Origin of the sequence: Paenibacillus residui (genome assembly GCF_042677205.1) — a bacterium.
GTDB lineage: Bacteria > Bacillota > Bacilli > Paenibacillales > NBRC-103111 > Paenibacillus_L > Paenibacillus_L residui.
Map to the genome: position 1 here is coordinate 52,060 of NZ_JBHTIU010000047.1, position 13,872 is coordinate 65,931.

Annotated in this window: 13 protein-coding genes; 8 read left to right on the top strand and 5 right to left on the bottom strand. The window is 48.5% G+C overall.

The features are described 5' to 3' along the window. Nucleotides 1–450 precede the first annotated feature (450 nt). Nucleotides 451–1,410: an ABC transporter permease gene (locus tag ACFQ03_RS14880; protein ID WP_379289097.1), complete on the bottom strand. Its 960-nt coding sequence runs from the start codon at nucleotides 1,408–1,410 to the stop codon at nucleotides 451–453. Further along, complete coding sequence (locus ACFQ03_RS14885) at nucleotides 1,403–2,329, bottom strand: ABC transporter ATP-binding protein (RefSeq protein ID WP_379289099.1); 927 nt, start codon at nucleotides 2,327–2,329, stop codon at nucleotides 1,403–1,405. The genes ACFQ03_RS14880 and ACFQ03_RS14885 overlap by 8 nt, the downstream gene beginning before the upstream one ends. 347 nt (nucleotides 2,330–2,676) lie before the next feature. On the opposite strand from ACFQ03_RS14885, the gene ACFQ03_RS14890 reads away from it, so the two are divergent. From ACFQ03_RS14890 to ACFQ03_RS14920, 7 genes are all read left to right on the top strand, one after another. Then, nucleotides 2,677–3,639 carry a LacI family DNA-binding transcriptional regulator gene (locus tag ACFQ03_RS14890; RefSeq protein ID WP_144941343.1) on the top strand — a complete coding sequence of 321 codons (963 nt, stop codon included), beginning with the start codon at nucleotides 2,677–2,679 and terminating at the stop codon, nucleotides 3,637–3,639. Nucleotides 3,640–3,731: 92 nt separating this feature from the next. Further along, nucleotides 3,732–4,988, top strand: a complete 1,257-nt coding sequence (locus tag ACFQ03_RS14895) for an ABC transporter substrate-binding protein (RefSeq protein ID WP_379289116.1) — start codon at nucleotides 3,732–3,734, stop codon at nucleotides 4,986–4,988. A gap of 120 nt (nucleotides 4,989–5,108) precedes the next feature. Then, entirely contained in the window at nucleotides 5,109–5,984 is an 876-nt protein-coding gene (locus ACFQ03_RS14900) for a carbohydrate ABC transporter permease (RefSeq protein ID WP_144941345.1), read from the top strand. Then, a complete protein-coding gene (locus tag ACFQ03_RS14905; protein ID WP_144941362.1) occupies nucleotides 5,984–6,820 on the top strand; it encodes a carbohydrate ABC transporter permease in 837 nt (278 codons plus the stop codon). Before ACFQ03_RS14900 ends, ACFQ03_RS14905 begins: the two co-directional genes overlap by 1 nt. 34 nt (nucleotides 6,821–6,854) lie before the next feature. Then, nucleotides 6,855–9,143, top strand: coding sequence for a glycoside hydrolase family 65 protein (locus ACFQ03_RS14910; RefSeq protein ID WP_379289102.1), 2,289 nt, complete (start codon nucleotides 6,855–6,857; stop codon nucleotides 9,141–9,143). Nucleotides 9,144–9,176: 33 nt separating this feature from the next. Then, a complete protein-coding gene (gene pgmB / locus ACFQ03_RS14915; RefSeq protein WP_379289104.1) occupies nucleotides 9,177–9,824 on the top strand; it encodes a beta-phosphoglucomutase in 648 nt (215 codons plus the stop codon). 14 nt (nucleotides 9,825–9,838) lie between these two features. Continuing rightward, nucleotides 9,839–10,648 (top strand): inositol monophosphatase family protein, encoded by an 810-nt coding sequence (locus ACFQ03_RS14920; protein WP_379289106.1) that lies wholly within the window; start codon nucleotides 9,839–9,841, stop codon nucleotides 10,646–10,648. Nucleotides 10,649–10,802: 154 nt separating this feature from the next. On the opposite strand, the gene ACFQ03_RS14925 is transcribed toward ACFQ03_RS14920, so the two are convergent. From ACFQ03_RS14925 to ACFQ03_RS14935, 3 genes are all read right to left on the bottom strand, one after another. Then, nucleotides 10,803–11,393, bottom strand: coding sequence for a hypothetical protein (locus ACFQ03_RS14925; protein ID WP_379289108.1), 591 nt, complete (start codon nucleotides 11,391–11,393; stop codon nucleotides 10,803–10,805). Nucleotides 11,394–11,689: 296 nt separating this feature from the next. Then, a complete protein-coding gene (locus ACFQ03_RS14930) occupies nucleotides 11,690–12,046 on the bottom strand; it encodes a GIY-YIG nuclease family protein (RefSeq protein ID WP_144942030.1) in 357 nt (118 codons plus the stop codon). Between the two features lie 26 nt (nucleotides 12,047–12,072). Then, nucleotides 12,073–12,831, bottom strand: a complete 759-nt coding sequence (locus ACFQ03_RS14935; protein WP_379289119.1) for a DUF2087 domain-containing protein — start codon at nucleotides 12,829–12,831, stop codon at nucleotides 12,073–12,075. Between the two features lie 369 nt (nucleotides 12,832–13,200). Between ACFQ03_RS14935 and ACFQ03_RS14940 the strand changes: the two genes are divergently transcribed. Then, entirely contained in the window at nucleotides 13,201–13,611 is a 411-nt protein-coding gene (locus tag ACFQ03_RS14940) for a YjdF family protein (RefSeq protein WP_379289110.1), read from the top strand. Nucleotides 13,612–13,872: the final 261 nt, after the last annotated feature.

Here is a 13,872-nt window from a genome sequence, read left to right on the forward strand (position 1 = left end):
AACGGAAACAGTTGCGCTTATTACTTGAAATTCTCCTACTTTCGCGTGCATTTCTTGAGAATAAGGTCATCCCAGTCCGTTAAAATTACCGAATGGCCCTTTTGGAGCGAATAAGGTCTCTGGGGGTCCGTTAAAACCAAACCGTGCGCGATTATCGCATGATCTTTGGTTGTATACCATTAATCGACAGTCTCCTTGGTAACGTTATTGCCGTAAAAACGATGCCATTTCAAATATTACGAAACTCGGGTTCGTTATCTGGGCGAAATCATGCTCCATGGCCTTCTTTTTTGGGCAATAGCGATATGGAGTTTCGTAAGAAAATGGAATGGTGCCATTTTGCCCGAATAACGTTTCCAGGTTTCGCAAGAAAATGCAGCACTTCTATTTCCCGAGCAACCTGAGCTTTGAATGCATCAAGACTCCTCCTGGCACGTTCAGAGCGAAATATTACCCCGCCACATCCCGCTTCGTAAAGAGCAGCCAGGCAATAAAATGGAACACCGCATAATAGGCCAGCAAAATGCCGATAGAGAACAGCATCGTCATATCGGGACGAAGCGGAGTCCCGCTGACATATTGGCTTAAATCTACATTAGCGAACAACAGATATTTCACCCATTCATACCGGCTTAATATTTGCACTATCGGATGGCCCAGCATCATGAACATCAGAGAAAATGCGATGGCCATCGATGAACTGCGGAAGGCCGCCGATACCATAAAGGCGAAGGTTACATACATGATCAGCTCAACCACTTTGAAGCCATAGCTTTGCAAAAGATGGAGAAGCATCGAGCCTTCCTGAATCCGGCCATCAGCCGCTATAGTCACATAGGGCTGCACGAGCCCTTCCGTCCCGTAGAAAAGCACCCCCAAGCCAAACGCGGACAGGAAGCAGACAACGAGCAGAAACAGCGCAAACCCAAGGGTAGCCGTATACTTGCTCAGCATCACTTTGGAACGGGAGGCCGGGCCAATCAGCAGCAGCTTAACCGTTCCCCACGAAAATTCGGCCGCTATCATGTCGGCAGCGACGATAACCGTCAACAGCGTAACCAGAACAAGCAGCATCGCCGAGTTGTTCACTACGTCCCAGGGGGTGCTCTGTTCCGGGTTCCGGTTATGCTCCAGGTAGTACTCGTTTAACTTGAGCTCATGTTCCGCCTTCTGCTTCGCATCCGGACTCAGGCTGGCCCCTTCCGTCTCCAAATGCTGACGGATTTGCTCATTCTGCTGCGCGATATTCTGCTTCCAGTCTGTACTCTGGACGCTTCGGATTTCATCCCATTTGACAATGCCCGACATTAATGCAACAACCAGAATCAATATTCCAACCATCGCCCATGTGCGGGGCCGACGGTAAATTTTCATATTTTCATTACGAACAAGGTTAACGAAACTAGACAATTTGCTCCCCCCTGGTAATCTCCAAAAATTGCTCTTCCAACGATTGCTGAACCACGTGAATGCCGTAGACATCAATTTCCGCATGCACCAATGCCCTGATCAGCTCGGGAATCCGCTGCCGTTCCGCCGTTATTTCCAATCTCCCGCCGCGTATGGCGATATGCTCCGCCGGCAGCAAGGAAATCAGGGCCTCCTTCGTTAATTCCGGCTCACTAACCTCGATCAGGATCTGATGCTTCCCGCCGGCGCTCTTCATCTCATGGACAGAACGCACGTCGATCAATCGGCCTGTTTGGAGAACCGCTACCCTGTCGCACATCAGCTCCATCTCGGACAGCAAATGAGACGAAACGATAACCGCGATCCCCTCTTCCCGGGCCAAGTGGCGCAAATATTCCCGGAGCTCGCGAATCCCCGCCGGATCAAGCCCGTTCGTCGGCTCGTCCAATATGAGAACCGAAGGCCTGTGCAGCAAGGACTGTGCAATCCCCAGCCGCTGACGCATGCCAAGAGAGTACCTCTTCACCTTCTCATGAATCCGGTGCTGCAGACCGACCAGCTCAATGACCTCACGGATCCGCTCCTTCGTGACACCGGAATGCTTCCGCGCAGCCTGCAGCAAATTCTGATATCCGGTCAGAAATTTATACATCTCGGGATTTTCCACGATTGCCCCCACATGGGTCATGGCCAATTCAAATTGCTTCCGCACGGAAACCCCGTTAATGATCACTTCGCCCTTCGTCATGGAGATCAGTCCGACAATCATGCGGATCGTTGTCGTCTTCCCTGCTCCGTTAGGCCCTAGCAATCCGAATACTTCTCCACGGGAGATGTCTAAAGACAGTTGGTCGATAATCGTGCGTCTCCCGATTTTCTTCGTAACATTCCGTAGCTGCAGTACGGCTTCCTCACTCATCAACAAATAACCCCCAGGCAATATTTTGTTTACCAGTTTACCTTTCTCCGCCCTGATGCGAAATGGTCCCAGGTTGAGTGCCATACTGGACCAAAGTCTGAACTCTGCTATGGCCCGCAAGGAAATCTCGTAATATACTGTTGTTATGAAACTAGCGGGATAGACTCCATGTGGGGGGCCAATGGGCAAACACTCTCGCTTAAAGATAATATCCTCCAATAAAGCATTTAACAAAAAAATATTTCAGTAAAATATTTTACTTTTTATCTATATAATCGAGTAAAATTTACATAAATTTATTCGATATGCTATAATCCATGCTAGAATGAAATAAAGGTGGGGCCAAGATGATAGGGATCAAAGATATAGCGAAAATAGCCGGGGTATCGGTATCCACCGTGTCCAACGTGTTAAACGGGCGTAAAAATGTCGGAAAAGCGACAAGGGAGCGCATTCTGCAGATTTGTGCCGAGCAAGGCTATCATCCGAATATTATGGGAAAAAACTTGAAAACCGGGAGGAAAAACACGATCGTCTTTAATTTCAGCGAGTTCGACCGTTATTTTTACCTCAAAATTATTAACGGCGTTCATGATTATCTTAAAGACAACGATTATGACCTCATTATCTGTACTGATAAATCCAGCAAAAATTTCATGAGAAGCAGCTTCGCTAGCGGCGCCATTACGCTGGACAGAAAGCTGTCGGACGATTTTCTAAAATCGGTTTCGGGCAAAAATTTTCCAATCATTCTGATGGACCGGGTGATTGATACCGAATATACGAAGAGCGTCATTGTCGATAACTATACGGTGATGTGCGAGCTGGTCCAAGCCCTTGTCAACAAAGGCTTCAAGCGGTTCGGCTTCATCGGCGGGCCGGACTATACGCTGGATAACAAAGAGCGGTTCGCGGGGTTTGAAGATACGCTGAAGAAGAATAATATTCCATTCGACTACAAATACTATTTTCACGGCAATTACCGCGAGGAAAGCGGCTATCAGGCGGTCAAAATCTTTATTCTGAGCCATTCCCTGCCCGAGGTACTCGTCTGCGCGAACGATGATATGGCTTTCGGAGCCATCCGCGCCTTGGAGGAGAATAATATAAGGGTTCCCCAGGATATTTCCGTAACGGGGTTCGATGACGGCGACCTGGCCGAAATGGTCGGATTGACTACGGTAAGCATCCCGCGGTACGAAAGCGGGTATTTGGCCGCGAAGGAACTGCTGGAAATGATCGGAGGCGCGGTGAACGCAGGACCGTTCAAATTCAGCGCCAAAATCAACTGGAGAGGTACGGTAAGGTAAAAATCCGCACTTGACAGCGCTATCCACATTGCATATAGTTTTAGTATAACGTTTTACTAAAATTTAATAGTTATGAGGGGATGCACATGGCGTTGAAAGCAAACAGAAAACTTATTTTACTTGTTTCATCCTTGCTTATAGTGGCGCTGGCGCTGGCAGGCTGCGGTTCATCCGAGAACAAGAACGCGGGTGATGGCGGCAAGTCTCCGTCCGAAGTCAAAAGAATTACTGTCTTCAACAGTAAGGTTGAAATCTCTGAGCAACTGGAGGAATTGGCTGCGAAATACACGGAAGAGACCGGAATTGATGTGGAAATTTGGGGCTCTACCGGCGACAGTTATCTGCAAACGCTTCAAACCAAGCTGAGCAGCAATCAGGGGCCGACCGTCTTCTCTGTCAAGCTTAGTGAAGCGGATAAATTGAAGTCTTATCTGTACGATCAGAGCAACGAAGAATACGTGAAGAATATTGCGCCTAATATGGCTCTGAAGGTTGACGATAAAGTCGTTGGCGTTCCTTACGGCGTAGAAGGCTACGGCCTCGTTTACAACAAAAGCCTGGTCAGCCCCGAAGACGTGAAGGATTACGATTCGTTTGTCAAAACGCTCGAAAAGTTCAAAGCAGAGGGTATTAACGGACTGGGACTATCCCAGGAAGGCTATTTCCTGATCGGGCATATTTTGAATACGCCTTTCGCTCTGCAGAAAGACCCGGTAGACTATGTCGACAAGCTGAACAAAGGCGAAGTCAAGATGGCGGATACGAAGGAATTCCAGGAATTTGCCAAATTCATGGATGCCATTAAAGCCAATACCAGAAATCCGATGGAAGTGAAATACGACGATCAGATCGGTGACTTTGCGACCGGCAAGAGCGCGATGATCCACCAAGGAAACTGGGCTTACGGAATGTTCAAGGATTACGGGGATCTAGGTTTCGAAATGGGCATGATGCCATTCCCGCTCAGCGGCAACGATAAGCTGGCGGTCGGCGTGGCCAGCAACTGGGCGATCAATGCCGATGCCAGCGAGGCGGAGATTAAAGCAGGCGTCGACTTCCTAAACTGGATGTTCACCAGCGAAACCGGAAAGCATTATATTGTGGATGAGTTCGGATTTATTCCGGCTATGACGAATATTGAAGCCGGCAATCTGGATCCGTTATCGAAAGCCGTACATGAAGCTTCCAACAGCGGGAAGACCATTCCTTGGGCCTATAACTACTTCCCGCCTAATACGATCATCAACGATCTGGTGCCGGCGACTCAGGAATATTTCCTCTCAGCGGACATGACTGGCGAGCAACTGCTGCAAAAATTAGATGCTGCGTGGGCAAACAGCGTAAAATAAAGCAAAATTAGGATAATCATTGCACAAAAGGCCCTCACACAACGGTATGGTCAGCATACGTCGGGTGATGGGCTTTTTGTTATGTAACGCCGTCAATAGCAACGGAAGGAAGGGATTGAATTGAGAAGCTGGAAGGATAAAGCTTGGTTCGCTCTATTTACGGTACCTCTGCTGATAATTTTTATTACCGTCGTGATTATTCCGTTTATTATAGGAATCTATTATTCGTTCTTCGAATGGAACGGCATTCCTTCTAACCCGAAAATCTTCGTAGGATTTGACAACTATGTCCAGCTGTTCGGAGACACGCGCTTCATGGATTCGGCCTGGAATACGATCAAATTTACCGTTATGGCCATCTTGTCGGTCAATATCCTGGGGCTTGGCTTTGCCCTGCTGGTCACCTCCAAGCTGCGCAGTGCCAAAGCCGCGCGCACGCTCTTCTTTATGCCCAATTTGATCGGCGGATTGATCTTGGGCTATATCTGGAAATTTATTTTCTCGGACGGGTTCAGAATTATTGGAGAATCAACAGGATGGAAGGGAGTCTTCTTTAACTGGCTGTTGGACCCCAACTATGCGCTTTATGCAACCGTTATTGTTTTTACATGGCAAATGGCGGGCTACATGATGATCATTTATTTGGCTGGTCTCCAAGCCATCCCGGGTGATGTGTTTGAAGCTGCGAAGGTGGACGGGGCAAGCGGCTGGCAGAAGCTGACGAAAATCACTTTTCCGCTGTTGATGCCTTCCTTCACGATCTGTCTGTTCCTGTCTCTGGCTAACGCTTTCAAAATTTTCGACGTCAATCTGTCCCTGACCAAAGGCGGCCCGGCCAACGCCACGGAAATGTTTGCGATGAATATTTACAACGAAATCTTCGGTTACGGCCATTACGGATTAGGGCAGGCCAAGGCGATCGTGTTCTTCGTCATTGTCGCCGCCATCACGTTGACACAGGTATACATCACTAAGAAGAGAGAGGTGCAAATGTGATGAGAAAATCCGGCAAAATTATCGGCGAATTGTTTCTGTTGGTCGTCGCATTTGCCTTCCTGTCTCCGATCTACATTATGCTGGTCAATTCGTTCAAGAACCGGCAAGAACTCTATGACAATGCGCTGGCACTTCCGTCAAGCTTAAGCTTCGAATACTATTCCAAAGCGATTCAAAAAATGAATTTTCTCACCGCGTTCGGCAACTCGCTGTACGTTACCGTAATCTCGATCATCCTGATCGTTGTTCTGACCTCCATGACCGCATGGATGCTCGTCCGGACAGACAACGCGCTGAGCAAGTTCATCTTTATGACCTTCGTGGCGACGATGCTGATTCCGTTCCAGACTTTAATGATGCCTCTGATGCAATTTATGGATATGATCGGCAGAACGCTGCATATTCCGATGCTGAATACGCATGAAGGCTTAATTTACATGAATATAGGCTTCCATGCGAGCATGGCGGTATTTCTGTATCACGGCTTCATCAAGTCGATTCCGGTTGCCTTGGAGGAAGCAGCGACCATTGACGGCTGCTCCAAGTTCGGTATTTTCTGGCGGATCATCTTCCCTTTGCTAAAGCCGACCACCGTAACGGTCATGATCCTGAACGTCATTAGTATTTGGAACGATTACCTGCTCCCTTCGCTGACGCTATCCTCCAAAGGATTGCGGACGATTCCCCTGTCGACCTTCTACTTCTTCGGGGAATTTACGATTCAATGGAATCTGGCCATGGCGGGCTTGACGATGACGATCATTCCGGTTGTAATTTTCTACGCCTTCTCGCAGAAATACATTATTAAAGGCATTGGAGAAGGAGCCGTTAAGTAATACGAATATTAGTAACGATTAAGGAGCAGTAGAGATGAATAACGACAACTTGCGTTTTCAAGTGCGGCAGTTAAGCTTGGACAACGACGATCTTATGTTAAATGAAACTTTATTCCATAACGCCAACGGATATCTCGGCGTACGTTCGAACTTCGAGGAAGGTTACCCCGACGGTTATCTGTCGATCCGCGGACAATATATTAACGGATTCTACGATTTTGCGGAGATGAAGCAGGCGGAGAAGCTCTACGGCCTGGTCGAAGAGAAGCAGACGATGCTTAACGTTGCGGATACTCAAGGAATCAAGCTCTATATTAACGGCGAAGAGTTCAGCATGTTCGACGGCGAAGTCGTGGAAAGCTCAAGAACGCTGGATATGGGCAGAGGCTGGTCGATGCGCGAGGTGCTCTGGAGATCTCCGGAGAAACATGAAGTCAGGATCACTGTCAAAAGAATGGCTTCCTTTCATCTCCTTCCCTTATTTACGATTGAATACGAAGTGGAATCGGTCAATTTCGACGGCGAACTTCGCCTGGTGTCCACTCATATCGGGAACGTGCAAAACTACTTCAACCCGAACGATCCGAGGGTAGCCGGTGAAACCTTCCAGTATATTTTACCGGTAAGCGCGGAATTTGTCGGAGAGACATCTCTCCTTGTATCCAATACCTCGAAATCCGGGCTGCAGGTGGCGTCCGCGGTCCGTCACGAATGTTCCAAAGCCGGACAAGAAAGCCGCTTCATCGAGGACGGGACGGCCATCTATGAATGGAAGACAGAGCTCGCGCCCGGGGAGAAAGCAACTCTTGTAAAATATACCGTCCTGTCCGACTCCATCCGAAGCGCAAGCTGCCGGGACGAAGCATTGAAACTGATGGAGCGGGTGTCTGCCATAGGGCTGAACCGTTTGTATGAGGAACAGGAAAAATATTTGACGGAATACTGGGAGAACTGCGCCGTTAACATTTACGGTGACGATGAATTGAGCATGGCGGTTTATTTCAACTTGTACCAGCTCATTCAATCGGTCGGCAAAGACGCCTACAGCAACATTGCTGCGAAAGGGCTGAGCGGTGAAGGCTACGAAGGCCACTATTTCTGGGATACGGAAATGTACATGATGCCGTTCTTCTCGCTGACCAACCCCGAGATTGCGAAGAGCCTGATCCGTTATCGCCATAACATACTGGACCAGGCTAGAGACCACGCCCGACTGATGGGGCATGCCAGAGGAGCTTTGTATCCATGGAGAACGATTATGGGCAAGGAATGCTCCGGGTACTTCCCGTCGGGGTCCGCGCAATACCACATTAACGGCGATATCGCCTATGCCATTATAACTTACTATTTGCTGACGAAGGATACGGAGCTTATGCTGGAATGCGGCGCCGAAATCCTCTTCGAAACCGCCCGACTGTGGCTGGATGCGGGACATGAACATAAGGGCAAATTCCATATTCATAATGTGACGGGGCCGGATGAATATACTTGCCTTGTCAACAATAACTATTACACCAATGTACTGGCGCAATACCACCTGCAATGGGCCTCCAAATTTTACCATCTGCTGCAAGAGCAGGATTCCGGGGCGTTCTCGAAGGTAATCGGCAAAATCGGGCTGACCGAGGCGGAGATTGCGGCGTTCCGGGAAGCAGCGGAGCGGATGTATTTGCCCTATGACGAGGAGCTTGACATCAATCCGCAGGACGATTCGTTCCTTTCCAAGAAAAAATGGGATATCGCCGGTACGCCGAAGGATAAGTTTCCTCTGCTGCTTCACTATCATCCGCTCTATTTGTACCGCCATCAGGTGTGCAAACAACCGGACACGGTGCTCGCCCATTTTATACTGGAAGACGCCCAGAAGCTGAGCACGATCCGCAATTCGTTCAATTACTACGAGAAAATAACGACACATGATTCGTCGCTCTCTACCTGTATATTCAGCATCATGGCTTCCAAGCTGGGGCTTCATGACAAGGCCTACGAATATTTCGGCGAATCCTCCAAGCTGGACCTGTTCAATACGCATAAAAACACGAAGGACGGAATCCATGCCGCCAATCTGGGCGGAACCTATATGGCCATCGTCTACGGATTCGGCGGTCTGCGCGTGAAAGAGCAAGGATTGTTCATCGCACCGGCACTGCCTGATCTATGGGAGGGATACGATTTTAAAATCCGCTTCGAGGACAGTCTGATCCAGATCGTTGTCCGGCGGGGAGCTTTCGAAGTGCTTCTTCTGAAGGGCACGACCAAAGAAATTCATATATATGGCGAGAAACATACGTTGAAGGATCGGCTTCAGGTGGAATTGAAGTAACGGAAGTAACGGAAGTAACGGAGGTACCGGAGAATGAAATATCAATGCGCGCTCTTTGATTTGGACGGCGTTCTGGTCGATACGGCCAAGTATCACTATTTAGCCTGGAAGGAGCTGGCCGATCAATTGGGCTTTGACTTTACGCTGCAGCACAACGAGAGACTCAAGGGGGTGTCCAGGATGGCTTCCCTGGACATCCTGCTGGAAATCGGACAGATGCAGGACCGTTTTACCGAAGCGGAAAAAGAGAAGCTGGCCAGCGAGAAGAACGACCGATATGTCGCTTATATTCATAAGATGGACGCTTCGGAGCTGCTCGACGGCGCTTTGGAGCTGCTGCACGAATTGCGGCAAAGAGGCATACAAATTGCGTTAGGCTCGGCGAGCAAGAATGCGCCGCTTATTTTGGATCGTACGGGCATTTCTTCTTATTTCGATGCCATTGTAGACGGCAACAGCGTATCGAAAGCCAAGCCTGATCCGGAGGTCTTCAAGCTTGGAGCGGACAAGCTGAATGTGCCTTATCGCGCATGCGCAGTATTCGAAGATTCGCAAGCGGGCCTGGAAGCCGCCAAGGCAGCGGAAATGCTCGCCATCGGAATAGGAGAAGCCGGGAATTTAACCCAAGCCGATATCGTGTACCGCAACCTTAAGGAGATAGAAGTCGACAAGTATTTTTAACGGGGGGCTGACGCATGGACCACTTTCAGGAAGTATACGCAAGAGCCAAGGAGTGGACGCGGGAAGCGGGAAGAAACTTACGCGACAGTCTGGGACAACAGCTGCACGTAGATTATAAAACGTCGGAAGCGGATCTCGTGACCGAGAAGGACCGGGAAATCGAACAATTTTTTATCGATAAAATAAAGAATGCCTACCCTCACCACCGCATTATTGGCGAAGAAGGCATGTCGGCCGAAGCCGAGAGCGACCCGATGGATGAAATCGTCTGGCTGATCGATCCGATTGACGGAACGACGAGCTTCGTCCATCAGAGGGAAAATTTCGCTATCTCGGTAGCCGTCTATGAGAACGGGCAGCCTAAAATAGGCGTCATTTATGATCCGATCAAGGATGAACTGTTCCATGCTTTGCACGGACAGGGCGCTTATTTAAACGAAACGAAGCTTAAACCGCTGAGCGATACGCCGGTCAAGCATTCGCTGATCGGAATCAACAGCCTGTGGCTCGTTCCGAACGATTACTGCGATCACACGAAATTTCATCCTCTGATCCAAGATTTGCGGGGCACGCGAATTATAGGATCGGCCGCGCTGGAAATGGCCGCCGTCGCCTGCGGCAGGCTCAACGGCTTTATCTGTTTGCGCCTGTCCCCATGGGACTACGCGGCTGGCCTGGTCATCCTGAAGGAAGTCGAAGCGGTCACTACCTCTATTGACGGCAGTCCCGTCCGGATGTTCGAAGCCTCCTCCATTTTCACGGGAAACCGCACCCTGCATGAAGAGATACTGACGAATTATTTGCGGGCCGGGGCCGGTTTGTGATCGTCCATATAAACCTGGATCTTCTCCAGTTTACTCATGAGCGTCTTCCTCGTAACCAGGGCAGTGAATGTACCGCATTCCCGGACCCCGGTATACGGGAGGCGCTCTTTTTTTGTTCACGTCACAGACCAAAGTTAATGAACAGGATTAAGAATTACTTGTTCCAATCTTCAGGTAATGTGTTTATTTTGTATGTTAGTGTGACACTGGCATTTTGACCCTCTTGGATAGTCATCCGTAATTCAACGTCTAATCCATCATCCGCTTTCCAAGTCTCAAGGAAATCAGCAGACTCTTTCTCCGGTAAATCTTCATAGTTCGGCATCTTTGAAATTGTATTGGTCAATTCCGGATAAGTCGCTGGCTCTCCGTAGGCTTTATTTAAATCCTTTTGCAATTTTTGGGTAAGGTCATATGCATCCTTTTTTTGATCTTTAAACCCTTTTATATACATAAACCCATACATTTTATCATTATTTATGTCAAAAGTAAGAGCAAGCTTAAGAGATTGACCGTAAACAGTACGTTCCTCCTTGAAGGCGTATATTCCGGCCTTTCCATCGAACTCCTCAATATCCTTTCCCTCTTCCAGCTTTAAATTGTTAAAAACTTCTTCCTTCTTTAAACCAATATTTTCAATCAAATCCTTAACATCTTTATTGCCCATTATATAGTCTGAACCACATGCCGTAAAACTAGAGACGACCAGCACAATAATCAGCATAAACCCAAGTTTTTTTATCATATAAGTCACTCCTCTTATAATGCTCCCATAAAGCATGTTGCAGGAGCGTAATAATGAAGTTGTAGTAACCATGCGCAACAACGTGTCCAAAAATCGTCAACGCCGCTTTCTCTTCCATAATCCTTGATACATAATTGACGCATCCAAATGAAATGATGTTCCGTTTTTTTCAAAAATCGATCCGGCGCATCTAGCCACAAGCAAACATACCATTTTAATGACGATCAGCCCCGCCCTTGTAGACAAAAAAATAGACCGCCTATACAAGCGGTCTTCCCGGTCATTGATGCTAACGCTTATTTTTCCGTATGATACCCGCGCTCTCCGAATGGCTGGAGCTTGTCGATCCACTTTTCCTCCAGCTTGGCCAGCTCATCCTTCGTATCATAGTATACATTTTCCTTCGGCTTCAACGTCTCCAGCACTTCAATCTCGAACGCCTCTTCCCCGTATTCCGTCCATTCCTTCTGGAGCTCCTTATGAACATCCGTTCCGTTATTCAGGGCGAAACGCTTCCCGTTTAGCGACTTCAGATTGGGGGTGCTGCTGATGAACAGCTTCCCGTTTTTAGTATTTTTGATCTGATAGACTCCGGCCTCGATCTTCATTTCTTTATACTGCTCTGCGAGCTGTTTTTTACGTTCACGATCCATCTTTTCCTACTCCTTTATTATCGGATTCACCGGGCCATTAACCAATATTGGCTTCCATCCGGCTTCCGGTCCATAAATCCATATTCGATAAGATACCTTCTTATCGTTACATAGTCGTCATAAACTTCCTGCAAAATCTCGTTGACTTCCTTCTCGCTGTAGACCCGTTCTTGCTGAAACCGCCTGGCGATCTCGCGCAGAACGATCACCTTCTGCTTTTCCTTGAGATGAAAAGTCTTCAAGCGCCCTCCTGCTTCTTGCGGAAAATATTTCTGCAGAACCGCCTCTTCCTCATCCAAAGTGATGTTATAGCGGTCATCTATCATGGTAGCCGAAGTATGAACCTCTATGAAGGACGGGGCGTGCTTATCTTTGTCTTTCAGCAGCTCCATCAGGGTAAGGTATACCTTGGCTTGGCGTTCTTTCTCCTTTAGTGCAAAACGGTGATTCCGTATGGTGGAGGCACTGCCTATCCCCATCTCCTGCTGAACCTCCTTGTCGTTCTTCCCCTGATAAAAGAGTCCGAGAAGGCGGCTCTGATGCTCCGTAAGGCCGGTCAGTTTCTTATCCAGTCCGATCAAATGGTCGAACACGGATTGATGCACCCGCTCAATATGAATGCGCATATACCTCTCCGCCTCGTAGAACACTCCCTCCGCAGGGTAAACGACCCCTTGCTCCAATGCTTTGCCGCAAAGCAGGCACCAATAATAATCTCCCTCCCGAACATAGCCGCGTCTCAGATCTTCGAGTGACGCATTCCAAAACCGTTCCGATACATCCAACAATAAACACACCCTCGAAATTATGTCAATTTATATAGACATTATCATATAACGTCTATTAATTGTCAATTCCTCGAGCCGTCCTTCTTCTTCCCTTCATCTCCTCTTATGAATTAAATCAAGAGGCGTTCCGAACGGTTTCCCGGAATGCTCTCGATCTAATCCGTCCTTCCGCTTCCGCTACCTTGCGGGAAGCATCGTCCCGATTGACATCTTGGAATGATTTCTCCATAATTTATTGTGAGAGTGTAAAAACACAGCTCCGGTTGGTAGTCCGGACGCACGGCGATTTCGTCCGCGGACCCGTGTCAGTAACCTTCCCCCCTCGGGATGTCCGTCACTCTCTGCATTAAGAGAGGGGGTATTTGTATGAAAATGACGGTTTATCATGACGGCCAATTCTGGGTTGGTATCATCGAGCTTCACGACGGGGGCAAGCTAAAGGCCGGCCGCTACGTATTCGGAGCCGAGCCTAAAGATCAGGAAATCCTCGATTTCGTAAACAGCCATTTGCTGAGCTTCTGCAGAAATTTGTCTCAAGAGGTCTCCGCAGGCCATCGTGAACGGAGAAGAATCAATCCGAAGCGGATAGCAAGGCTGGCGGCCAGAGAGATGAATAAGCCGGGGGCAGCCTCCGCCGCCCATCAGGCCATTCAATTGGAGTACGAGAAGAGGAAGAAAGAGAAGAAAGTCTTTACCCGGGAGCAGAGGGAAAAGCTTAAGGAACATAAGCGGGAGATCGCGCGGCAGAAAGCTAAGGCCAAGCACCGGGGAAAGTGATCTCGCTTAGGCCGGGCCGTGCCTCGGTCAGCTGGATGGAGTTCGCTTCACCTGTTTTCCAACCCCGCCTGGGGCGGTGAGGGATTAACCAAATAATGAGCAAGGAGATGGGGCTCGCCTGGGGCTCCATTTTTATATAGGGGAACAGGATGACAAAATCTAAGTGAACTCCCTTTCACAAATGGGGTACAATAGTACTGGACAGTCAAAAGTTCTACAGCATTAAGAAGCGAGCGAATCGGCGTCAATATCAGTCGTTTC